A 23,159-nucleotide genomic window follows, 5' to 3' on the forward strand; every position below is an offset into this window, starting at 1 on the left:
CCGCCCTTCGCACGCGCGATGCCACCAAAGGCGGCGTATGCGATGCTTGCACCCAAGGCCGAAAGCAATACACGACGAGACGTAAACACTGTTCGATCCTCCTACAATTTCTGTGAAACTTCGGAATTTGATAATCGAAATGCGACACGCACGCGACTTCCACCCGCAAGACGAGAGGGGTCCTTAAGCGATGCTACCGTAGTGTTTAATTGATTTGCGAGTTCCGCTTTAGCTTAACTTCGTCGGCAGCAAAATATCGGATTTTACAATTTTGGCTAAGAGGAATTTCAGTGCCCAAATCGAAATCTCAACCTGTCCTGCCTTGAGCGATTTGCTGATATAGAGTGTAGTGCCTCCGCTCCCGACCACAGTTCCTTTGGCGGGCTTGGAAATTGGGGGGCCCCCATCTCACCGATACATTCAGTCTTCAACTTGAGCTTGGGGTTTGCAAGGAAATCAGCAACTACTTTCGACCCGCACGGATCGGAATCAATGACATCGTGTCCGATCCCCCGAAAGACCACCACCTGGCCGAAAGGAAGGGTCTTCGCCGCGTGGTCCGCCCATGCTGTCGGCGTTGCTGGATCATATTCTCCCGACAACAGAAGAGTGGGTATGTCAGTGCGGCGCGGCTGCACCTGCGATGCTGGCCCGTTCTCAAGCATCCAAAGAGGGCATGCCCAGGAGTAGTCGTTCAGCTCAACCCATTTCGACCAGTATTTGTCCTGCTTGCCATTCAGATCGGGGAGATCGCTGTCGGAACAACTTACAGAGAAGTCCATACCTTGGGAGATCTCCAGGTCGTCAGCATCGAAAAGTATCTCCGCCAGGGGTCTGAAATCCTGTTTGTATGTCCTCTCGATCAGCTCCGGCAGGGTCAGGAGCGCATCGCGATCGTATAAAATGCCGAATATAAGCTCGAGGAAATCTGCCCCGGAGACATATGTGTAGCGCGCCTCTTTATCTGTGCTGCGCAAGAGCAAAGGCTGCCGATCCAGCTGTCTTGCAATAAGCTGAACAGCATTGGATATCCCATTCATGCATCTGTTCGCTGCCTCACAGTCTCGCTCTAGCAATTTTAACGATCGGTCGAGATTCGGCCCATCTTCGTTCAGGTAATTGATGTCCAGAGGAACAACTGAATCCAGTATACTCGCCGATACCCCTTCGGGGTGCTGGTTCATCACTTCGAGTGCAAGCCTGGTGCCATACGAGACGCCATAGAGAACCCACTTTTCTATCCCGAGAGCCTTCCGAAGGTCATCAATATCCTCCGCATTCTCCTCAGTGTTGTAGGCATCAAGATCAATGCCCTTTGCGATCAACGCCGTCCTGCATGCAAGAACTTCATCTTTTTTGAGCTTGCTAAAGGTGGTTTCGACCTCAACGCTCGAGAGAATGGCGTTCCAATGATCGGGCTTGAAATATTGAGAACAGTCCAAGGCGGGAGCGGACTTTCCGATGCCCCGCTGATCAGCAACGATTACTCGGCGTCCGATCATCCAGCTCTGGGCGCCGATGAATTCCCACCATCCATCGATGTCGTCGCTATTGGCGATGTCGGTAGGCTGCCCCGGGCCTCCTGTGAGAAACACTACCGGTTCGTGCCGTTCGCGGTCCGGTTCGAATACGACCACGGACAGGACGACCTCGGTACCACCCGTCTTCTTTCGATTTTCTGGAACATTCACGGTCCCACACGTCATTGCCCGATCCCGGGGAATTTCGAACCAACAGCTGGTTTTCTTGAACTCACCCGCAGTGAGCTCCCCACCCCCCAGGCAAATGAGGAACGCAACCGACGTGACCACGAGAAGAAAACACCAACCTGGTTTGATGTACGCGCGTCTAAACACGGTAGACATCTCGCCCCTCATTTATAAGTATACGAAAACTGCTCGATTACGGATCGAATATTCTTCGCGTCATCGACAATCAGGAATAAAACGCCCGCAATCACGGATTCGTTATTTATTCAAGACGGAGAGTATTTCCCTCCGATGCCAAGGAACAATTCCGTATTTCAGAAAAATGGCAGGAAAAAATTTATCCCGCACCCGGCCTGACGACCCTCTCCATTTCGTGTTCCCAAGCGATATTGGGTTACTCCAACACAAAATTGGAAACAAGCTCGACAAACCGGGCGATTATATTAGCGCTTTTGATTGAGCCGTGCGCGAGACAGTTGGTCAGCACTGCGCTTATGTAAGCCGTGTTTTGCGCTACATTGCTCATCCGATTTTGCGCGGGTGCTCGCACCCTCCTCCTTATGGTGGATTCCCATTCTTTAGCATTAACGCATATAAAGACCGCGCTTCTGCACTCACGATGGGAACACAACCATGCGGAATCGAAAGTCACTTCAACTGGCGCTTTGGGCTTGTATATCGCTTTTTCTCACCGACGCCGCTTTAGCGAAAGATGCCTACAAGACTCCCTGTAGAGCGGACGCCAAGCGGGTGTGCCACATGGACAACGAAGTGAAGGCGCAAGGCTGCCTTAAACAGCACCTCAGCGAACTCACGCCGGGTTGCAAGGCCTTTCTCAGTAAACAATGAGATGGCCGCGGGTCCTGTAGCCCGATTGCGTGCTCCGATGGTGAGATTGCTCGCCGCGGGGTCTCACGCGATGGCACGATGAGCAAGGCGGACACCGTTCGCCCTGCCGGCATTCTGGTCCCGTTCGCTCCAACCGGGCGCCAGTCACGGCCCCGCCAGTTGCGTGGACATGCGAGGATGGCCGGGATTGACGAAAGGTATCAAAGGCCAGCGAGCGGCTGGCTTGTCTGTCTGACAGCCTGCCTCAGCCCACCCTGACCACGAAATGCTTCGTCACCGGCTCGATGATCTTCCAGGTTCCCTTGAAATCGGCTTCCACCACGAAGGCGTCGCCGGGGCCGACTTCGACCGGCGTGCCGCCGTCGGGCGTGATGATGATGCGGCCCGCGATCATGTGCACGAACTCATAGTCGGTGTAGGTGGCGTGATACGTACCGGGCGACGCGCGCCAGGTTCCGGAGATCACCTTGCCGTCCGCGGTCGTGTGCTGGACTGCGGTTTGCATGGTCGGCCGGCCCTCGACCGCGATCCAGCCAGGCAGGTCGCCGGCTTCCGCGTGTTCGACGGTGCCGAATTTCAGGATCGTCTTGTTCGTCATGCCGGGGCTCCGTTTTGCTTCGCTGTCGCACCGTCGGATAGCCGTTACGCGTGGCGTGGGCAATGCCGCCAGGGGGACCAGGGCAACCAATCCGGGTTCACCGGCGCCTTCGCACTGTTTGACGGAGCTCTGAACGAAAAAACCCGCCTGCTCGGCGGGTCCCTGGCGCGACTCAGCACCATAGGCAATTTGTAGCATTAACTGCCTTCACAGTCAATGAAGCTGAGTTCGCGGCCTTGCACCAGGAACCAGGCGCGTCCGCGCCTGGGGTGGGCGATTTGGCAATTCCTGCTGCTCCTCAGTCTGAAATCCTCAGGGCTTGTGGCGCGCCGCGACGAGTTCCGCCTTGCGCCTTGCCGTTTCCATTCCCAGCCCGATGAAGGCGCGCGCGTGCTTGGCCAGCGCCATGTTGTCCGTCCACAGATTACGCCAGATGGCGGTCTTCTTCGACAGGTTCTCGTCGACGATCTCCGAGGAGAAGGATTCGAAGCTGAGATCGTCGGCATAGCCGATCGCCGTCAGCGCATCGAATATCGCGGCGAAGTCGATATTGCCGGTGCCGAGGAAGCCGCGATGGCTCTCGCCGATATGGACATAGCCGATCTTGCCGGCGGCATGGCGGATGGCCAGCCCGACATCGGCCTCCTCGATGTTCATGTGGAAGGTGTCGAGGTGGAGAAAGATGTTGTCGGAGCCGGTGTCCTCGATGAAGGCCAGCCCTTGCGCGGCGGTGTTGAGCAGATTGCTCTCGAAGCGGTTGACGATCTCGAGGTTGAGCGTGACGCCTGCCGCCTTCGCGGTTTCGGCGACCTTGGCCAGCGTCCCGGCGCTGCGGTTCCACTGGTCTCGCGTCGGCGCCTCGGTCTGCAATCCGTGGCTGGTCGAGAGGATACCGGCGACCTTCTGGCCGCCGAGGTCGCGCGTCAGCGCGACGGTGTCGTTGAGGATCCCGACGCCGCGCGCGGCGACCGCCTTGTCGGCGCTCGAAATGTCGCCGTCGACCGGCAGGCCGATGCTGATCGCCACGCCGAGGTCGAGATCGGCGATGCGCTTGGCGAGCCCGCCAATATCGACATTGGCGGGATCCAGATAGGAGAATTCGATCAGGTCGAAGCCAGCCTCCTTGGTGTTGGCCAGCGTGCGTTCGAGCTCGGCCTGCGTCGAGCTCGCCGACCAGACGAAAGAGTGGATTCCGATGCGCGACATGATCGTCTCCGGTTTTGCGACGAAATGAGGAGGACGCGGCAGGTCAGCCCGGCCGCGTCCGCCTTGGACTGATCAGCGGGCCGCGGTCCAGCCCTTGTAGTCCTTCAGATTCTCGGCGGTGATCAGCTTCGGATCGAGCAGCACCACCGGCTCCGCCGGCTTCTTGCCGGCAAGCACGTCGGCGGCCATCGTCAGCGACTGGCCGGCCATCACGTAGGGATCCTGCGAGGCAGAAGCCTTGATCATGGACTTGCCGGATGCCAGTTCCTTCTCGATGTCCGGCGCGCCGTCGACGGCGGTGAAGATGAACTCCGAGCGGTTGAGCTGCTTGGCGGCGAGCTCGGCGCCGATCGCCGTCGGATCGTTGATGGCGAACACCGCATCGATCTTGTCGAAGCGGGTCAGCAGCGACTGGAACACCTTCAGGCCGCCGTCGCGCGAGCCTTCGGCGTTCTGGTCGTCGGACAGGATCTTGATGTCTGGATGCTGGGCAAGCACGTTCTTGCAGCCCTTCACGCGCTCCAGGATCGACGAGGACGCCGGACCGTTGAGGATGACGTAGTTGCCCTTGCCGCCAGTTTGGTCGACCAGATATTGGCAGGCCTCCTCGCCGGCCTTGACATTGTTGGTCATCACGGTGACGTCGGCGCCTGGCGCGGAGACGTCGAAGGCCGCGACCACGATGCCCGCCGCCTGCGCCTTCTTCACCGCGGGCGCGATCGCCTTGGCATCGACGGCGTTGAGCATGATGACGTCGACGCCGGCGGCGATGAAGGAATCGACCTGCGAGACCTGCTTGTTCAAGTCATAGTCGGCCGACACCGACGTCACCTCGACGTTCGGATTGATCTTCTTGGCCGCGTCCTCGATGCCCTTGATGGTGGCGACGAAGAAGGGGTTGCCGAGCAGGCCGACCGAGATGCCGACCTTGTTCAGGTCCTTGGCCGATGCCGGCGCAATGGCGACGGCCGCGAACGCGGCGCCGCAGAGCAGTTTGGCGATGGTCTTCATTACGCTTACTTCCTCCTGATGCCCCGCGCCTCTCACGGTGCGTTACACAAGCCGGTCTTTGATGCCGGCGACAAGGTCACTCACGTTCTTGCCCCTGCCTGGAGCCTGTAGCGGTCGAGGGCGACCGCCACGATGATGACCAATCCCTTGATGATGTACTGCCAGATGTCCGAGACGCCGGCCAGGATGAGCCCGTTGGACAGCACGGCGATGATCAGCCCGCCGATCAGCGTGCCCCAGATCGAGCCGACGCCGCCGACGAAGCTTGTGCCGCCCAGGATGACCGCGGCGATGGCGTCGAGTTCGTAGGACTGGCCGAGCTGCAGGCCGTTGGCGGCATAGAGCCTGGCCGCCGACATGGCGCCGCCGAGACCTGCCAGCAGGCCGGACACGCCATAGACGAAGAGCAGCACCAGCGGCACCTTGATGCCGGTCAGCCGCGCCGCCTCGGCATTGCCGCCCACGGCATAGATCCAGGTGCCGAGCACGGTGCGTTTCAGCACCAGCCACGACACCACCACCACCGTCAGCGCGATGATGACCAGCCAGGGAACGCCGAACAGCGATCCATTGCCGATGAAGTCGAACGGCAGGTCGGAGTTGAACACGGTCGTGTCTTCACCGAGCAGGCGGGCGACGCCGCGCACGGCAGTGAGCGAGCCCAGCGTGACGATGAAGGGCGGCAGCCTGATATAGGCGATGAGCAGCCCGTTGATGACCCCGAAGCCGAGACCGACCAGAATGGCCGCCGGCACGCCGAGCAGGCCCCAGTCCGGCACCAGCGACACCAGCACCGCCACCATTGCGGAAGCGGCAAGGATCGAGCCGACCGACAGGTCGATGCCGCCGGTGAGGATGACGAAGGTCATGCCGGCGGCGAGCACGATGTTGATCGACGATTGCTGCGTGACGATCAACAGGTTGGTGCCGGTGAGAAAACGCGGATTGATGAACTGGAAGCCGGCCGCCAGCAACACCAGCACCGGCAACATGCCGAGCGCGGCCAAAGCCGTGCGCAACCGCCGGCTCCTGACTGCCGCCTGGTCCACTGTCGTCGTCGCGGTCGTTCTGTCGGTCATTCCTTCGGTCCTTCTTGGGCCGCTCCCGTCGCAAGTTCCATGATCGCTTCCTGGCGAAGCGGCTCGCCCCGGGATGCCGTCACCTCGCCTGATATGGCGCCGTCGCGCATCACCAGAACCCGGTCGGCGACGCCGATCACCTCTGGCAATTCGCTGGAGATCATCAATATGGCGATGCCCCGGTTGGCGAGATCGTCGATCAGCCGGTAGATTTCGGATTTGGCGCCGACATCGACACCGCGCGTCGGCTCATCGAGGATGACCACTTTGGGTTCGGTCTCCAGCAGGCGGGCCAGCAGCACCTTCTGCTGGTTGCCGCCCGACAGCGAACCGGCATTGGCCTGCGCCGAGCGGGTGCGGATCGAGAGATCCGCGACGGCTTTCGCAGCGCGCCTGTCGGCGGCGGCGAAGTCCCGCAAGCCACCGGCGCGCGCATCCCTGGCCAGCACGCCCATGTTGATGTTGTCGGAAATAGACATGTCGAGGAACAGGCCGAGTTCCTTGCGGTCCTCGGTGAGATAGGCGATGCCGGCATCGAGCGCCTCGCGCGGCGAGCCGATGGCGATCGGCTTGCCGTCGAGCTCCAGCGTGCCGGCGCTGCGCCGGTCGGCGCCGAAGATGAGCCTGGCAAGTTCGGTGCGACCCGAGCCGACCAGGCCCGCCAGCGCCAGCACCTCGCCGTGATAGAGGTCGAAGGAGCAGTCCTTCAGCAGCCTGCCGTCGGACATGCCGCGCACCGACAGCGCCACGGCACGCTTTTCGCCCGGCGCGCGGTGATCCTTCTTGTAGAACGCCGAGAGATCGCGGCCGACCATCATCGAAACGAGGCGCGAGGCGCTGAGGTCGGCGCGCTCCAGCGTGCCGACATAGCCGCTGTCGCGCAGCACGCTGACGCGGTCGGCGAGCTGGTAGACCTCTTCCATGCGATGGCTGATGTAGATGATGGCGATGCCTTGCGCCTTCAGCGTCGCGATCACCTCGAACAGCCGCTCGGTCTCGCGCGAGGTCAGCGACGTCGTCGGCTCGTCCATGACGATGATGCGCGCATTGGTCGACAGCGCACGCGCGATCTCGACCAGCTGGCGCTCGCCCAGTGACAGGCCGGAAACCAGGGCACGCGCCGAAAAGGAAACGCCGAGCCGGCCAATGATCTCGGTCGCGCGCCGGTTGCACTGGTCGCGGTCGACGATGCCGAAACGGCGCGGTTCGTTGCCGAGGAAAATGTTCTGCGCCACGGTCAGATTGGGCGCCAGCGACAGTTCCTGGTAGATCACCGCGACGCCGCTGGCGCGCGCCTTGATCGGATCGCCGGTTGCCGCCGGCATGCCATCGATCAGGATCTCGCCGCCGGGATCGGGACGATAGGCGCCCGACAGCACCTTCATCAGCGTCGACTTGCCGGCGCCGTTCTCGCCCATCAGCGCGTGCAGCTCGCCGGCCTGGACGGTAAGCGAAACATCCTGCAGGGCGCGGATCGCGCCGAACGTCTTCGAAATATGGCGCATTTCCAGCACCGGGTGGCGTTCCGCCCCCATGCCGGCTGTCTCCGTCCTGGCCTGCGCGCTCATCGGGCTGCGACCTTGCCGGCGGTCCCGGCGACCAGATCGCGCCAGCCGTCGCGGTAGCCGGCGAGGCTGGTGAAGCGCACTGCTTTCACCGGCTCCGGCGGCTCGGCGGCGAATTCACGCCCGACGCTCTCGAAAGCCAGGGCCGCAGCGCCCGTGGCGCTGCCTTGCAGCGAAGCGCCCTGCATGAAGGCCTGCTCCGGCCGCAGCTGCGCCAGCAGGCTGGCGAGCAGGCCGCCAGTGTTGAGACCGCCGTCGACGATCACGGTGTTGCTGGAATGGATGAGGTCGAGGCAGAGGTCGAGCATCAGCGCGACATAGAGCAGTGCCACGGCCGCACGCTCGCCGGCATCAGGCGTGCGTCCGACCAGCCGGCCCGAACGGCCTGGCATCGGCCCGCCCGGCGCGAAGCTCGGCAATGCCATCATGCCGGCATCGATCGCCCGCTGCACCGCCGCGCCTTCGACCGGGCCTTGCCAGCCGTCGCTGATGGCGGCGAATTCGCGCCCGCCCATGAAGCGGATGGTCGGCACCGGGCCGCCGTCCACATCGACATTGACCAGCATGTCGCGATCGCGGTCGAGCGCCTCGAGCGGACAGTCGGGATTGAGCACGATGACCCAGGTGCCGGTCGAAACCACTGTCACCGAGCCCAGCCCCTGCCGCCGATAGGCATGGAGCGCGGCATTCGAGTCGTGGACGCCGTTGTGGATGGCGAGCGGCCGCGACGCGCTGCCGAAGTCCTGTTCGCCGATGACAGTACCGGCACGCGCGAAGGCCGGCATCTGGTGGCGCCACCCCTCGGCGCCGACCAGTGAGGAAAAATCGTGACGACGCGGCGCCCACAGATGCGAATGGCAGCCGAGATAGGACACTTCGCAAACCGGCCTGCCGCCAAGGCGCCAGCTCCAATATTGCGGATAGCCGAGGATCCATTTCGCCGTCGCGAAAGCGTCGGGTGCGGCCTCCTGCAGCCACAGCATGTGGCGGCCGTAGTTGAAACCGAGCGGCAGCCGCGGCGAGAACGTCTCGGCGTAGTCCGGAATGCGGCGATCGATCCGCGCGGCGATTTCGGCCGGCGGCTCCTGCTCATAGTCGAGGATCGGATGCGTCAGCGCCGCGTCGTCCACGAGGGCGAAGGTGCAGCCATGGCCCGACACCATCACCCCTTCCACGCCATGGTTTTCGATCACAGCGGTGACGGCGCCGAGCGCCCAATCGTGGAGGTCGGCCTCATCGAGCACGCTGAAGCCGCCTTGGCGCGTCCATTTCGGCTGGGTCCGGCGCTCGTCGAGAATGCGTCCGTCCTGGCCGAAGACGAACAGCTTCGAATTGGTCTTGCCGAAGTCGAGCACCGCGACCTTCATGCGATGGCTCCCGTGGTCGAAGCAATCCGCACCATGACGCCGGCATCCTCCAGCATGCGCGCGTCGGCATCGGAAAGACCGTCGTCGGTGACCAGCGTGCCGATGCGCGACAGGGGCAGCGCAACGTTACGGGCCTGGATCGAAAGCTTGCGGCTGTCGGCCAGCACGACGATCTGGTCGGCGCACTGGCTAAGCTCGACGATCGAGCGCACCAGCAGCGGGTGCGATTCCAGCAAGCCTTCCTGGCCGATGCCTTGCGCGCCGAGAAAGAACTTCGAAGCGTAGAAAGGTGCCGGATGGGTGAGCGAGTGAATGATGCCCGGCTCGCGATGCAGGTCGCCGCCGGCAACGGTCAGGCTGCAATGGCCATGATCGCTCAGATACGCCGCCAGCGGCATCGAGTTGGTGTAGAGCCGGATGCTGCGCTCGGCGAGCTTGACCCCGAGATGGAAACAGGTCGAGCCGCCATGCACGATAACCGCGTCGCCGTCGCGCACCATGGTCGCGGCTAGGTTGGCGATCTGCCGCTTGGCCTCGACCGCGAGGTCGCGATTCTCGTCATAGGGCCGGGCATAGGCGACGCCGGCCTGCGACGTGCCGTCGAGCGCCGAAACACCGCCATAGACCTTGCGCGCCTCGCCCGCCTCGTCGATCCGGTCGATGTCGCGCCGCACCGTCGCAGCCGAAACGCCGAGCCGCTCCTGCAGCTCCCGCACCGAGGCGAAGGGGCGATCACGCAAGAGTTCGACGATCTGACGCTGGCGGCCGGAGTCGCTCAACTGTTTCCTCCAAAACGCCGTTCTGCGACGGCAGTTGGTGTAACTTACTCAACATTAGCTCGATTGCAAGCCGCAACTGACGGTATTCGATCACGGTTGACGGAACTCACTCTTATCTGCGATATCAACCCGTCGAATGCCCGACCACCGCATTCGACGGTTGGCGGATTGTTGGAGGAGATGCGTGATGGCGACCCAGGCGGATGCGCAGGAATTGGCGGCGCTGCGGGCGCTTTCGGCCGCCATCGGACAGGATCCGCATCTGACCCAGGCCGCCGGCGGCAACACCTCGCTGAAAGCCGGAGACACGCTGTGGATCAAGGCTTCCGGGACCTGGCTGAAAGACGCGCTCGCCGATGACATCATGGTGCCGGTGGCGATGGCGCCATTGCTCGAGGCGGTTGAACGACGCGATCCCGCCGCCGACCAGCCTCAGGCCTTCGCCATCGGCGCGCTCAACCCGCGCGGGCTGCGTCCCTCGATCGAGACCACGGTGCATGCCTTGATGCCGCAGCGCGTGGTCCTGCATGTCCACTGCGTCGACACCATTTCGCTTGCGGTGCAGGCCGATTGCGAGGTCCTGGCCGCGCGCCGGCTCGCAGGCATCCAATGGGCCTATGTTCCCTACCGCCGGCCGGGCCTGCCGCTGGCCCAGGGCATCTCCGAAAGGCTGCGGCCGGGCATCGATGTCCTGATCCTGGGCAATCACGGCCTCGTCGTCGCGGCCGAGACCGTCACCGGGGCCGAGGCGCTGTTGCGCCGCGTCACCGGGCTTCTGGCAAGGGCGCCGCGCGACGCGGCCGCGCCCGACATCGCGGCACTGACCGCGCTTGCCGCAAATTCCGGCTACCGCTTGCCCGTCGACACCGAGGCGCACGCGGTCGCCATCGATCCCGACAGCCGCCGCATGGCATCGGGCGGCAGCCTCTATCCCGACCATGTCATCTTCCTCGGCAAGGGTTCGGTGGTGGCTGCGCCCGGCGAGGACGTCGCCGCTGTCGTCAGGCGTCGCGGCGCCCAGCCCCTGTCGATCCTGTTTCCGGGGCTCGGCGTCCTGATGCGCGCCAATGCCAGCGCCGGCGCCGACGCCATGCAGCGTTGCCTTGCCGACGTGACGGCGCGGGTCGATGTCACGGCGACGTTGAATTACCTTACCGAGGCGGAGAACGACGAACTCGTCAACTGGGACGCCGAGCAGTACCGCCAGAAACTGAACGCCTCCGGTGGCTGACATGTCGCCCGTCGCCGGCTCGCCTCTCTCGGATCGTCTAGTCATCGGCGTCGATATCGGCACCTCGGGCGCCCGCGCCGTAGCCATGCGTCCAGACTTTTCAATTGCCGGCCAAGCCGCCGTCCGCCTCGACGCATTTGGCCAGGATCCACGCAGTCCGGCGGCCTGGTGGCAAGCGGTCCGGGCAGCGCTGGCGGAGTTGATTGCGGGCATCGACCGGACCACAGTCCGCGCCATCGCCGTGGATGGCACCTCGGGCACGTTGCTGCCGGTCGACGGTGCCGGACGGCCGCTCGCCGAACCGCTGATGTACAACGACAAGGTCGCCGGCGACGATATACTGGCCGCGATCGCGCGCGAGGCGCCGGCGGGCAGCGCCGCGCACGGCGCGACCTCAGGCCTCGCCAAGGCGCTTCACTTCCAGCATCTGCCGGGCGTGGCGGCGGTGCTGCATCAGGCGGACTGGATCGCCGGACAGTTGTCGGGCCGCTTCGACGTCAGCGACGAGAACAACGCCTTGAAAACCGGCTACGATGTCGAGGCCCGCCGCTGGCCGGACTGGATCGCGGCGACCGGAATGCGCATGGATTTGCTGCCTGACGTCGTCGAGCCGGGCGACGTCACCGGCACGCTCACCGCGGCCATGGCGGATCTGTTCGGTTTGGCCCGCGACGTGATCGTCGTTGCCGGCACGACCGATGGCTGCGCCTCTTTCCTGGCGACGGGTGCGGCGGGGGTCGGCGACGGAGTCACGGCGCTTGGCTCCTCGCTTACCATCAAGATCCTGTCCGACCGGCCGATCTCGGCGCCGCGATACGGCATCTACAGCCATCGGCTGGGCAATGCCTGGCTGGCCGGCGGGGCCTCGAATTCCGGCGGCAAGGTGCTGGCGCAGCATTTTCCCCTCGCGCGCATCATCGAGCTCAGTGCCATGATCGACCCGGCGACCGAGACCGGCCTCGACTATTATCCGCTCGCCACATCGGGCGAACGCTTCCCGATCGCCGATCCGGCGCTCCCCCCGCGCCTCGTCCCGCGCCCGGTGGATGATGCCGACTATCTCAAGGCGATGTTCGAAGGCATGGCCGCGATCGAAGCGCTCGGCTATCGCCGGCTTGGCGAGCTCGGCGCGCCGGCGCTGACTTCGGTGCGCAGCGTCGGCGGCGGCGCGGCAAATCCGGCGTGGAGCGCGATCCGGCAGCGTAAGCTCGGCGTTGCGTTCTTGCCGGCTTTGTCGGACGAGGCCGCTGCCGGAACGGCGCGGCTGGCGTTGAAGGGTGCGAACAAGGCGGGGCTGCTATGAACCGGAAACTGGCTGAACGCCTCGACGGCATCGGACCGCTGGCGGAGCGCTACCAGGTCTTCCTGGTCGACCAGTTCGGCGTGCTGCATGACGGCTCGGCCCCCTATCCCGGCGCGGTGGCGGCCTTGGCGGCACTGAAGCGCGCCGGAAAGACCGTGGTGCTGGTCTCCAACTCCGGCAGGCGCGCCAAGCCCAACGAGGACCGTTTGCTGAGGCTCGGCTTCGAGGCCGGAAGCTGGGATCATTTCGTTTCCTCCGGCGAGGTGGCGTGGCGATCCTTCCACGAAATGGCGGGGACCGGAGCGTTGCGGCCCGGCACGAACTGCCTGTTGATCAGCCGCGATAATGACCGCACAGCGATCGAGGGCCTGCCTTTTGTGTTGACCGGAGCCGGCGATACCGCCAACCTGGTACTGATCGCGGCCAGCGAGGGCGACCGCTACGACCTGGACCATTATCGCCGCCTGCTGGCGCCGGCGGCGGCGCGAAAGGTGCCATGCTTCTGCACCAATCCCGACAAGATCATGCTGACGGCGGTCGGGCCTCGCTTCGGCGCCGGCGAGATCGCCGATCTCTACGAGAGCCTGGGCGGCAGCGTCACCCGCATCGGCAAGCCCGGCCCGGCGATCTTCGATGCCGCACTGGCGCTGGCCGGCGAGCCCGACCGCGCCAGCGTGGTCTGCGTCGGCGACAGTGTCGAGCATGACATAGCGGGCGGAAACGGCTCCGGCATCGCCACGGCGCTGGTCCTGAGCGGGATATTGGCGGACACTTCGGATCTTGTCGCTGTTTTCGACGAGGAGCAGGCCTGGCCGGACTACGTCACGGGGTCCTTCAGCTTCCGTTGACCGCCTCGAGCATGCGCCTTGCGCTCTCTTCGTCGGTGATCAGGATGGTCGGCGCGATCAGGTTCATGGCGCCGAGCAGCGCCGCTGTCTTCTCTTCGCCGCCGGACGTGAGAATGCGGATCGGCGCCTTGCGCAGCCGATCGACCTCCACCGACATCACATGGCTGTTGACGGGGTGGTCGACGAGATCGCCATTGCGGTCGAAGAAATGGAACAGAAGGTCGCCAACGGCGCCACGCGCAACCAAGGCCTCGCGGTCCGCCTCCTTAAGAAAGCCGCCGCGAGAGAAGGTAGTGGCCGAAGCGATGCCGCCGACGCTCAGCAGAACGGCATCGAGCACGTTGGCCATCTCAAAAACCTCCTGCAGTCCGCAACGCTCGACCAGCGCGATCTTGGTCTCGACGCTGTCGACGACGGCCGGCGTCGGGATCAGATAGCCGTCGCCCTGGAAGATTTGGGCGAAGCGCCAGGCGAACTCGGCCGGGTTGTAGCGGCGCACGACGCCCACACCGCCTAGCAGCGAAATGACCTTGAAGTCGGTGAGCGATTTGGCGCTGATGAAGGGCAGACTCGAGAACAGCGTCTGACCCCAGCCGACGCCGACGCGCATGCCGGATTTCATCGTGTCGGACAGGAAAATCCCGGTCTTCGCACTGATCGCGGGGATCGGATCGGCATTGGGCGCGGTCAGCGGCGCCACCAGCGCCTGCTTCAGGCCGAACGTGCGCTCCAGCGCGCGCTCCAGCCGCACGATCTCTGACAACTCGCTTTCGATGGTGATTTTCACCTCGTTGCGCGAGCGCGCCTCCGCCAGCATGCGAACGATGGTGACGCGGCCGACGCCGAGCACGTCGGCGATCTCGTTCTGCGTCATCTGCTCGACGAAATACATCCAGGCGGCGCGGATCCTGAGGCGGTCCGTGCGGCTCTCGTTGACGACCTGTTCGGGCGCCTCGGTCACTCCGCTTTCGCTATCGCCCTGCCGTCGCCTGCCCAACTGTCTTCTCCCCGCTCGGCGATGTAGGAGTCACTCGCCGATTCTCCACGCTGGTTTAATATCGCCTATTGAGCTACCAATCGATAGGAACAATGTAGGGTCAGCGGCCGGCTCTCGGCGGCCGAGGCCGGTAGACGTTTTCGAGGCGATTCGCGATGCTCCGACAAATCTCCAGGGATGTCCGCGTCAATTTGAAGGACCGGCTGCGCGACGTCCGCGACATCATTCGCCAGAGCCGCCACGACAGCGACAGCGAGGCCAATCTCGTGCGGGAAGCAACCAGCCATTTGCCGCCGTTCCCGGGCAAAGGCATCGAAGGCCTGCTCGGCCATGCCGCCAGTGCCGTCGACGAAGCCTTGTCGATCGCCGAATCCTTTGTCCCGCATGACCGCCCGACGAAGATCGACGGAACGACCGTGAAAGGCCTTGGCATCTATTTCCCGGCCGGCAACGAGGAACGCCGGTCCAGCGCCGAGCGCGTCTTCCGGCGCGACATGTACTATCTGACCAGGACCGTGCTCGCCGCCCTGAGGATCGACAATGCCCGGATCCACGAGGCGGATTTCGCCGCCGTCCACGCCGCCATGCGAAAACGCCACGCCGGTCTGCTGGCCGCGATACCCGCCAGACCCACCCCCGCCGCGCTGCCGGCCGTCGCCGCTGCCTGTGCGGCGCTGCTGGTCGAATGCCTCAATCACCGTCCTGTCCGCCTTGTCGAAGTCGAGCCGGAAGCAATGGGCGACCGGACCCTCGACATAGCTTGCCTGGCACCTGTCGTCCTGGCCTGCGGTCTGGCCACCACGGCCAGCGACGGTGCGCCGGAGCCCGACATGCTGGAGACCGCCATTCTGGCGGCCGGCATCCGTCATGACCGCATCGTCAAGGCCTGTGCCAAGGCCAACGCGGTCGATGAATTGACGCCTGTCTTCGCCACCTTGCTTGCCCATTTGCCGTAGCTGCCGGTTCTGGCCGAGACTATCGCCCGAGCGCCATGTCCGCGATGGTCTTCTTGGCGCGCTGGATCGAGGCCGGACTCATCGAGAGCTCGGTCAGCCCCATCTTGAGAAAGGCCGGGATGAGGTCGGGGCGTCCGGCCGCCTCGCCGCACATGCCCACCATGATGCCGGCGGCCACGCCGGCTCTTGCCGTCAACTCGATCGCCGACATGACGGCCGGGTTGGCGACATCATTGAGCTTGGCCACGGTCGGGTTGAGCCGGTCGGCGGCCATGATGTACTGGGTCAGGTCGTTGGTGCCGATCGAGAAGAACGACACTTCTTTCGCCAGCGCCGGCGCGATCAGAACGGCGGCCGGCGTTTCGATCATCACGCCGAGATCGAACGCCGCATGCGGCACGCCTTGCGCCTTCAACTCCGCCGCGCATTCGGCAACCAGAACCCGCGTCTGCCGCACCTCCGATATGTCGGAGACCATCGGCAACATCACCTTGATGTTGCCGTGCACGGCTGCCCTGAGCAGCGCCCGTAGCTGGCGCTTGAAGATGTCGGGCCGGTCGAGGCACATGCGGATGCCGCGCCAGCCGAGGAAGGGATTTTCCTCGTCGGGAAATTCGATGCCGGCGATCGGCTTGTCGCCGCCTATGTCGAGCGTGCGCACGATGACCGGATAGGGCGCGAATGCCTTGGCCAGCGCCGCATAGGTCTCCGCCTGCATGTCCTCGGAGGGCAGATGCATATGACGCATGAACAGAAGCTCGGTGCGGAACAGGCCGACGCCCATGGCGCCGGCTTCCTGCGCTGCCTCGATTTCCTCCAGCGAGCCGATATTGGCGGCGACCTCGATGATCCTGCCGTCCGCGAGTTTTGGCGTCACGGTCTTGAAGACGGCCAGTCCGGCGCGCTCCTTGACCGCCGCCTCGACGCGGGCGGCGAAGTCCGCGCGGGTCGCCGCATCGGGATCGACGATCACCTGCCCGCCATTGCCGTCCACGGCCACCTCGCGCGCGCTGCGCAGGGCATTGATCTGGTCGCCAAGGCCCAGCACTGCCGGAATGCCGTGCGAACGGGCGATGATGGCAATGTGCGAGGTGGCCCCGCCATGGCCGCACACCACCCCGCCGATGCGCTTCAGCGGCGCCCGCGCCAGGTCCCAGGCGCCGATGTCGTCGGCGATCAGGATGGCGCCTTCGGGGATATTTTCGAGGCTGGCGTCATCCTGGCCGAGCAGCGCCAGACAGATCTGTCGTCCGACCGCATGGCAGTCGTCGGCGCGCGCGTTGAGATAGTGATCATCGACCGCGCTGAAATCGGCGGCTATGGTGGAGGCGGCGGTGATGACGGCTGAGACAGCGTCATTGCCGCTTTTGATCGCCTTCTCGGCCTCGCCGGTCAGGCTGTCGTCGGCGGCGATGTCCCGCAGCGCCGCGATGATGCCGCGATCTCCGGCGGACAGGGTGTCCTGCGCCAGCGCCTTGTCCATGCGCGCCTGAACGGCGGCGACGGCGGCGCGGAACCTGTCGATCTCGCCGGCGATCTCCTCCGCCTGCAGCATGCGGCCCTGTCCAGCGATGTCAGGCGGAAAATGCGCGAAGGCAGGCCCGATGGCGACGCCCTCGCTCGCCGCGACGCCGCGCAAACCGGCCACGCCTGAAGCAGCCGGTGCGGGTTCGGACGCCGGCACAATGTCCTCGCCCGTATTGGCGGCCGGTTGCGGATCGTCATCGTCGAGACCTGCCTTCGGATTCTCGAGATAGCCGATCAGCGCCTCGATCGCCTCGATGGCGTCCGCGCCATTCGCCCGCACGGTGACTTCCTGGTTTTCCTTCACCGCCAGCAGCATCAGCTTGACCGAGCTCTTGGCGCTGACCGCCTTGCCGTCCTTGACCAGCTCGACATCGGATTCGAAACCCTTGGCAAGCTTGACGAAGCGCGTGGCGGGACGGGCGTGCAAACCTTCATGCACTCTGACGATGGTCGAGCGTTCCATGGCAAATACTCTGTTGTGGCGCCGCGCCGACATGGGTCGCGGCGCGAATGCTTCAGGCGGCGATGGTGATGATCGCGTCTGTCTTCAGGGCGGCCACGAGCGCTTGGGTGTCGACCTGCGAAGCGCAGATCTCGCCCGGCCGCTCGGCCTCGGTGGCGCCATTGAACGAGATGACGACATGCCCCATCTCGAGCACCTTGCTCCAGGCGCTGGAGCCGACCGCCGTGATTGTCGCGGAAACAGGTCCAAGGGTGATCGACGCGCCCTTCTGCGGCGCGCCTTCGCTGGGCCCGAGTTCCGTCTTGTGGAGCACGGAAACCTCGGCAAGCTCCGGCGGCGAGCCATCCGCGAACAGGATGAGCACGCCCCCTTCGGCAAGGTCCGCTACTTCAGGCCCGATGGAAGTGACCCGTGTTCTCAGCAGAACCGTCATATGGCGAACCTCATTTCCTTACTTTCCTCGAGGGGGTCACGGACGCCCGTGAACCCCTCTATCTCCGTGCTTTGGCGCAATTCCCAAGGGAAAGCGCTACGCGCCTTTTTCCGGGAAAGCCGTTTCAGGCTTTCCCGGAATTTGCTTAGAACACGATCAGACTGACGACCCAGGCGATCAGCACCGAGACCGGGCCCATGATCTGGCGGCTGATGAGAACCGCTGGGACGCCGATTTCGATCGTCTTGGGCTTGGCTTCACCGAGCGCCAGGCCGACCGGGACAAAGTCGCAGCCCACCTGGGTGTTGTAGGCAAACAGCGCCGGCAGCGCCATCGCCGGCGAAATCGTGCCGTTGGCGATCTGCGGACCGATGATGGCGACGCCGATGACCTGCGCGATGACCGCACCCGGTCCCAGGATGGGGGACAGGAACGGCAGGCCGCAGATAGCCGAGATGATCAGCAGGCCGACGATGTTGTTGGCGAGCGGTCCCATCGGCTGGGCAAGCACGTCGCCGATGCCGGTGTACAGGATCAGGCCGATGAGCATGGTCACGAAGGCCATGAACGGCAGCACGTTGCGCACCACCTGGTCGATCGTACGGCGGCCGGCATTGAAGAAGATGCCGACCACGCGGCCCATGACGCGGCCGATCGAGCTGATCAGGCCGATCAGCCCGCCTTCGCTCGGCAGCGGCCGTGGTGCCGCGGCCGCGGTGTTGTTGCCTGGACTCATCGATGCTGCTCCCCCCGCAGTGGTGACCGCCTCGGATCCGTCCGCCATCGTGACATTGGCCGGCTTCACGCCCGAAACGTAGATGTCCTCGGTGATGAACTGGGCGAGCGGCCCAGCCTGGCCGACCGGCGTCAGGTTGACGGTCGGGATGCGCTTGCGCGGATAGACGCCGCAGCGTGCGGTGCCGCCGCAGTCGACGACGACGACCGCCATCTCGCTTTCGATCGGCGGCGCCTTGAAGCCGTCGACGGCCGTGGCGCCGGTCATGTCGGCGATGAGCTGTGCCACGGGATGGATGCCGCCTCCGGTGACGGAGACGATCTTGTCGCGCTGTGCGGTCGGCTCGATGACGAGCGGGCCGCCCCAGCCCGTGGAGCCCCGGGAGATCCTTACGGCTTTGTATGTCTTGGCCATGATGTCCTCCCCGCCCTTACAGCTCGATGCCCTGGCGGCGTGCCATGATGGCGGTGATGCGCTCGGTCAGCATGCCCTTGAGCAGGATGACGACGAGGCCGACGATGGCGTACCAGATCGCCACCTTGACGTGATAGCCTCCGGCGACGACACCCCGCTTCTCCAGGTCGAGCAAGGCGACCAGCATGCCGCCCCAGACGAAGTATTCGCCGGGGTTGATATGCGGGAACAGGCCGAGCGGCGGATGCACGTAGGAGACAGCCGCGTCATAGAAGGCGGGCTTGTGCTTTTCTTCCAGGAACGATCCGAAGGTGTAAGCCATCGGATTGGTGAGGAAGAACACCGCCAGCAGAGGCAGCAGTGTATAGCGGGTCAGCGCGATCCTGCCGGCGCCGCGTGCCAGGCCGTGGACGCGCTCCTCGCCGACCAGTTCGGTGACGGCGTAGAAGGCGGTCATCAGCACCACCAGTGTCGGGATGATGCCGGTGACGAAGCCGGCGAACACTTCGCCGCCTTTCTGGAAGATGCCGATGAAGTATTTGCCGATTGCGGTCAGCCAGCCGAGTTGCTCTTCCTGCTGCACATTTTTCAGCTGTTCCTTCAGCTGATCGGCGGTGACAGGCGCGCTGTCGGTCTGCGCCTGCGCCAACACCACGAGATGATCGGTGGCATGCTCGACGCCGAGCCTGCCATGCCAGGCAGCATCCGAGACCATGGTGCCTGCAACATGCAGGTTATGCACGGCCATGTCGGCATGCTGCGCCAATAACGAAAATACAGACATTTCTCCTCCTTATGCCGCCCGCCGGTTGATTCCGGCCGGTGCGCGGCGTCCTCTAGGCCCTTGCTACGTTCAAGCCGGACAAGCCCGGCTTCTTCCCCGGCTCCGACCGTGCTTTGTCGATCTGTTCAATCGCCCGTTTCACGGCCTCGGCCACACCGGGTTCCCCCTCCCCCAAGATCGCAGGGTTGGACCGGAGTTGATCGAGGGGAACACCCTCGAATTGTTGATGTCGTTTGAATTTGGTGAATACCGAGCGCCCGCTCATGACCATCATGCGGCGCACGATGAGGTCCGGCGTCACCACGACGAGCGCGATGGTGCCCTTGGCCAGCCGGCCGCGAAAATTGCCGGCCCCGACGAAGCCATCCTTGTACTGGTCGGTGACGCCCCGGAAGACGTCCGAATAGTGCCGCATCTGCAGCCAGACGCCGAGCGACTGCAGCGCCCACACAATAACCAGCAGAAGCAGTCCCCACTGCCAAATCGCCATTCGGTTCTCCTCCCGAAGCCTTCATTGAACCGCATCTTGGACGGATGCGCGACAACAGCAAAGTGAGAACATTTGTTTCCGAGAATGTCAATATGTATGATATTGACCTCGGTCACGGTCATCCACAGGGCCGTCGGCCGATTTCGGCGACGGCACGGTTGTGCTAGCCTGTCGTCAAACGGGATATGTGAAATGGAACTGCCCTTCAGGGATGAACTGGCCCTTATGCCCGACCTTCGCCATCGGTTGCGGCAATTGCGCTGGTTCCGCGCCACGTTTCGCGGCAGCGCCAAGGTGGTGTCCGACACATTCGGCGTGCGTTTTGAAATCGACGAAGCCAGGCTCACAAGGGCTTTTCTCGACTGGGTCGAGATCATGGAGGCGCAGAAGCGTTTCGCCGCGATCGACCGCGCCGACTTCATCGTCTTTGCCGCCGGCCTCGTGCTGCGCGAACTGATACGGCAGGCGCCGGCCAGGGAAGTCTCCGGCCTCAGCCATCTCGTCGAGACCGAGCAGAATGCCGGCACGCTGGAAATCGTCCGCTTCTGGCCTGAGGGGTTCCTCTACACCAATTATTGCGTTTCGGTGATTTCGGCGATCTACGAGCAGGAATTCGGCTCAGCGCCCAGCATCGACAAATGCGCCGACGACCTGCGCACATGGTGGTCCTATCGCGAGAACGTGACCGAGATGCCGGCCTATGCCGTGGCTTTCCTCGACCGCTTCCTTGGCGCCGAACCGAACTGGATCACGCCGGATCGCGCGCAATCGCGGCAGGCCATGCAAAGGGCGCTTGGGTCGGCCCGGGCCAGCGATGCGCTACGCCAGCTTTGACAGATTTTGGCGCCCGACCACCACGCTATTGAACATTTGACTTTTTGCCGGTAGCAAAGTGCAAAACTCCGGGGAGAAGCGCGTGGCGCGATCAAGGCCTATCATTTTCGATTGCGACGGCGTTCTCGTCGACAGCGAACCGCTGGCCGCGAGGGCCTATGAGCGCGTCTATGAAAAGCACGGCATGCCGGGCGTGCACGGCGGCATCATCGCTCAGTGCATCGGCATGAAACAGTCCGACATCATCGTCAAAATCAGGGAATTGACCGGCCATCAGTTTCCGGCGGCGGCGGATGGCGACATCTGGACCGAGACCAGGATCCTGTTTTCGCAGGAACTGAAGCCGACACCAGGAATCGCCGCGTTTCTGGAGGCGCTTGACGGCGACCGCTGCATTGCCTCGTCGTCCTCCGTCGAGCGCATAAACCACAGCCTGGCAGTGACGGCGCTGGCACGGTTCTTCGGCGACGCAATTTACAGCTCCTCGATGGTTAAGAACGGCAAGCCCGCGCCGGACATTTTCCTGTTCGCCGCGGCAAAGAGGGGCGCCAATCCGGCGGACTGCATCGTCATCGAGGATTCGCCCTTCGGTATCCAGGGCGCGGTTGCCGCCGGCATGACGGCGATCGGCTACACCGGCGGCGGCCACACCTATCCCGAGCATGGAGCGCGACTGAAGGCGGCCGGCGCCGATTTCGTCTGCACCGACTGGCAAGAGATCAGCCGGCAATTGTCCGGGCTCGGTGTCCCCGCCTAAGAGCTTGTTCTAGCGAGTGGGTAGTCCAAGCCGAACCCATTCGTCGGGCGGGATTACAGATCCGACACGTAGGCCGAACGACAAAACCCTGGTCACATCGCTGTCGACCTCGCAGCGGAAGCCCAGATGGTACCACGTGCCCGTTGCGCGGAAAGCGACATCCGGGGCGTTGAGAATATTGCCGGCCTTCAGCGGCACGCTTGGGATCAAGTCGGGGAAATAGGAGGCGTCCAGCAATTGCTGCTGCAATGCGCTGGCGCAAAGTTTGGCACCACGCTGGGCGCGCGGCACGCCGCCCATCGAGGTCGTGGCCAGCGCATCGCCGGTAGCGTCTTGCGAATAGAGCTTGCGAACGCCCGGAAGCCCGGAATAGCGACGCGACGCGGCACTGGCGACATCAGGGGAAGCTGGGTCTCCCGCGCTCCCCTTGGGGGACTTCGAGACCTTTGAAGAGCCGGGCTTCGGCGCATTTGCGGGTTTGGGCGTCGGCTTTTCAGCCGATATGGGAAGCTCGACCTCAGTGTCGCCGTCATCGGCGGCCAACGGCGGTGCCGCGGCCGTTTGCTTGTCGGCGTCGGGGGTTTCCGCCTCCTCAGCATCCTTCAGGGACTCGGCATCCTTCGCGGCGGTTGCCGGCTTCTCGCCGGCCTCGGGCAACTCTGCCGGCTTTTCGGTGGCCGCCGGCGCGCCAGACTTGGTCTCCGCAGGCTCAGGCGTCACGGGCGGCTTGGACGTCTCCTCCTTGGCAGGCGCTGGCGAACTGTCTTGAGCGCTGGCTCCGTCCAGGGATTTCCTGGGGCCGGCGTCCTTGTCGCCGAACTGAAAGACAGGTCTCAAGGTCTCGATCGGCGGCGTCTTGCGCGACTGCTTTTCGGGCGGTTCTTCAGGCTTCGTTTCCGGCGGCTTCTCGGCTTTGGGCTCCTTTGGCGGTGCGGGAGCAGGTTTCGGTTTTGGCTGATCGGGCGGAGGCACGAGCGCGACATTTACCGGCTGGTCCTGCTGCGGCTCTTGGGCTGGCCTCGGCAGGTTGTAGAACACCAGCGCTGCGAGGAGCGCATGCAGGATCAGCGATGCGGGCAGCGCCCACAACAGATCCCGACGCCGCTCTCGTGCCTCGTCCTTCATGCTGACCGATGTGGAATGAAATAGCGGCGGCTTCAAGCATCGGCTTTGGATTGACGCAATTTAACCGCTGCACAGCTCGGTGATCTGAATGATCCGCG

General features: G+C 64.0%; 21 protein-coding genes. 6 read left to right on the forward strand and 15 right to left on the reverse strand.

The genetic code is table 11. The features are described from left to right. Positions 1-287: 287 nt before the first annotated feature. The 8 genes from FJ946_RS29085 to FJ946_RS29120 all read right to left on the reverse strand — a co-directional run bounded on the left by FJ946_RS29085 (position 288) and on the right by FJ946_RS29120 (position 10,163). A complete protein-coding gene (locus FJ946_RS29085) occupies positions 288-1,865 on the reverse strand; it encodes an alpha/beta hydrolase (protein ID WP_181165413.1) in 1,578 nt (525 codons plus the stop codon). 937 nt (positions 1,866-2,802) lie between these two features. Then, a complete protein-coding gene (locus FJ946_RS29090; protein ID WP_140501578.1) occupies positions 2,803-3,156 on the reverse strand; it encodes a cupin domain-containing protein in 354 nt (117 codons plus the stop codon). 312 nt (positions 3,157-3,468) lie between these two features. Beyond that, a complete protein-coding gene (locus FJ946_RS29095; RefSeq protein ID WP_140501580.1) occupies positions 3,469-4,362 on the reverse strand; it encodes a sugar phosphate isomerase/epimerase in 894 nt (297 codons plus the stop codon). A 72-nt stretch (positions 4,363-4,434) separates the two neighbouring features. Further along, positions 4,435-5,373: an ABC transporter substrate-binding protein gene (locus FJ946_RS29100; protein WP_140517934.1), complete on the reverse strand. Its 939-nt coding sequence runs from the start codon at positions 5,371-5,373 to the stop codon at positions 4,435-4,437. 80 nt (positions 5,374-5,453) lie between these two features. Continuing rightward, on the reverse strand, positions 5,454-6,452 hold the full coding sequence (locus tag FJ946_RS29105; protein ID WP_140554329.1) for a ribose ABC transporter permease: 999 nt from the start codon (positions 6,450-6,452) through the stop codon (positions 5,454-5,456). Then, a complete protein-coding gene (locus FJ946_RS29110) occupies positions 6,449-8,020 on the reverse strand; it encodes a sugar ABC transporter ATP-binding protein (RefSeq protein WP_140567513.1) in 1,572 nt (523 codons plus the stop codon). Before FJ946_RS29110 ends, FJ946_RS29105 begins: the two co-directional genes overlap by 4 nt. Then, positions 8,017-9,384, reverse strand: coding sequence for an FGGY-family carbohydrate kinase (locus FJ946_RS29115; protein ID WP_140567511.1), 1,368 nt, complete (start codon positions 9,382-9,384; stop codon positions 8,017-8,019). The genes FJ946_RS29110 and FJ946_RS29115 overlap by 4 nt, the downstream gene beginning before the upstream one ends. Continuing rightward, positions 9,381-10,163 carry a DeoR/GlpR family DNA-binding transcription regulator gene (locus FJ946_RS29120; RefSeq protein WP_140525811.1) on the reverse strand — a complete coding sequence of 261 codons (783 nt, stop codon included), beginning with the start codon at positions 10,161-10,163 and terminating at the stop codon, positions 9,381-9,383. The genes FJ946_RS29115 and FJ946_RS29120 overlap by 4 nt, the downstream gene beginning before the upstream one ends. 187 nt (positions 10,164-10,350) lie before the next feature. Here FJ946_RS29120 and FJ946_RS29125 point away from each other — a divergent pair, with 187 nt between their 5' ends. From FJ946_RS29125 to FJ946_RS29135, 3 genes are read left to right on the forward strand one after another with little or no spacing between them, the layout of a single operon-like run. Further along, a complete protein-coding gene (locus FJ946_RS29125) occupies positions 10,351-11,394 on the forward strand; it encodes a class II aldolase/adducin family protein (RefSeq protein ID WP_140567509.1) in 1,044 nt (347 codons plus the stop codon). Position 11,395: 1 nt separating this feature from the next. Further along, positions 11,396-12,697, forward strand: coding sequence for an FGGY-family carbohydrate kinase (locus FJ946_RS29130; protein ID WP_140567507.1), 1,302 nt, complete (start codon positions 11,396-11,398; stop codon positions 12,695-12,697). Continuing rightward, positions 12,694-13,545: a TIGR01459 family HAD-type hydrolase gene (locus FJ946_RS29135; RefSeq protein ID WP_140567505.1), complete on the forward strand. Its 852-nt coding sequence runs from the start codon at positions 12,694-12,696 to the stop codon at positions 13,543-13,545. The genes FJ946_RS29130 and FJ946_RS29135 overlap by 4 nt, the downstream gene beginning before the upstream one ends. On the opposite strand, the gene FJ946_RS29140 is transcribed toward FJ946_RS29135, so the two are convergent. Then, the gene (locus FJ946_RS29140; RefSeq protein ID WP_140561617.1) at positions 13,532-14,542 is read right to left on the reverse strand and encodes a sugar-binding transcriptional regulator; all 1,011 of its coding nucleotides are present in this window, start codon (positions 14,540-14,542) and stop codon (positions 13,532-13,534) included. The two genes, FJ946_RS29135 and FJ946_RS29140, sit on opposite strands and share 14 nt — an antisense overlap. Positions 14,543-14,697: 155 nt before the next feature. Here FJ946_RS29140 and FJ946_RS29145 point away from each other — a divergent pair, with 155 nt between their 5' ends. After that, positions 14,698-15,498 carry a hypothetical protein gene (locus tag FJ946_RS29145; RefSeq protein WP_140567503.1) on the forward strand — a complete coding sequence of 267 codons (801 nt, stop codon included), beginning with the start codon at positions 14,698-14,700 and terminating at the stop codon, positions 15,496-15,498. A 19-nt stretch (positions 15,499-15,517) separates the two neighbouring features. Here FJ946_RS29145 and ptsP read toward each other — a convergent pair whose 3' ends face one another. The 5 genes from ptsP to FJ946_RS29170 form a co-directional block, all read right to left on the reverse strand. After that, on the reverse strand, positions 15,518-17,488 hold the full coding sequence (gene ptsP, locus FJ946_RS29150) for a phosphoenolpyruvate--protein phosphotransferase (RefSeq protein WP_140525807.1): 1,971 nt from the start codon (positions 17,486-17,488) through the stop codon (positions 15,518-15,520). 52 nt (positions 17,489-17,540) lie between these two features. Continuing rightward, positions 17,541-17,921 (reverse strand): PTS glucitol/sorbitol transporter subunit IIA, encoded by a 381-nt coding sequence (locus tag FJ946_RS29155; RefSeq protein ID WP_140501604.1) that lies wholly within the window; start codon positions 17,919-17,921, stop codon positions 17,541-17,543. A gap of 145 nt (positions 17,922-18,066) precedes the next feature. Beyond that, positions 18,067-19,071, reverse strand: coding sequence for a PTS glucitol/sorbitol transporter subunit IIB (locus FJ946_RS29160; RefSeq protein WP_140501606.1), 1,005 nt, complete (start codon positions 19,069-19,071; stop codon positions 18,067-18,069). A gap of 16 nt (positions 19,072-19,087) precedes the next feature. Further along, the gene (locus FJ946_RS29165; protein ID WP_140501608.1) at positions 19,088-19,855 is read right to left on the reverse strand and encodes a PTS glucitol/sorbitol transporter subunit IIC; all 768 of its coding nucleotides are present in this window, start codon (positions 19,853-19,855) and stop codon (positions 19,088-19,090) included. Positions 19,856-19,907: 52 nt separating this feature from the next. After that, complete coding sequence (locus FJ946_RS29170) at positions 19,908-20,345, reverse strand: transcriptional regulator GutM (RefSeq protein WP_140517924.1); 438 nt, start codon at positions 20,343-20,345, stop codon at positions 19,908-19,910. 192 nt (positions 20,346-20,537) lie between these two features. Here FJ946_RS29170 and FJ946_RS29175 point away from each other — a divergent pair, with 192 nt between their 5' ends. Next, positions 20,538-21,179 carry a hypothetical protein gene (locus FJ946_RS29175; protein WP_140517923.1) on the forward strand — a complete coding sequence of 214 codons (642 nt, stop codon included), beginning with the start codon at positions 20,538-20,540 and terminating at the stop codon, positions 21,177-21,179. Positions 21,180-21,261: 82 nt separating this feature from the next. Continuing rightward, complete coding sequence (locus FJ946_RS29180; protein WP_140567501.1) at positions 21,262-21,936, forward strand: HAD family phosphatase; 675 nt, start codon at positions 21,262-21,264, stop codon at positions 21,934-21,936. 9 nt (positions 21,937-21,945) lie between these two features. On the opposite strand, the gene FJ946_RS29185 is transcribed toward FJ946_RS29180, so the two are convergent. Continuing rightward, the gene (locus tag FJ946_RS29185) at positions 21,946-23,061 is read right to left on the reverse strand and encodes a DUF930 domain-containing protein (RefSeq protein WP_140558489.1); all 1,116 of its coding nucleotides are present in this window, start codon (positions 23,059-23,061) and stop codon (positions 21,946-21,948) included. Positions 23,062-23,159 lie beyond the last annotated feature (98 nt).

Source organism: Mesorhizobium sp. B2-4-7 (genome assembly GCF_006442685.1).
In the GTDB taxonomy this organism is placed as follows: Bacteria; Pseudomonadota; Alphaproteobacteria; order Rhizobiales; family Rhizobiaceae; genus Mesorhizobium.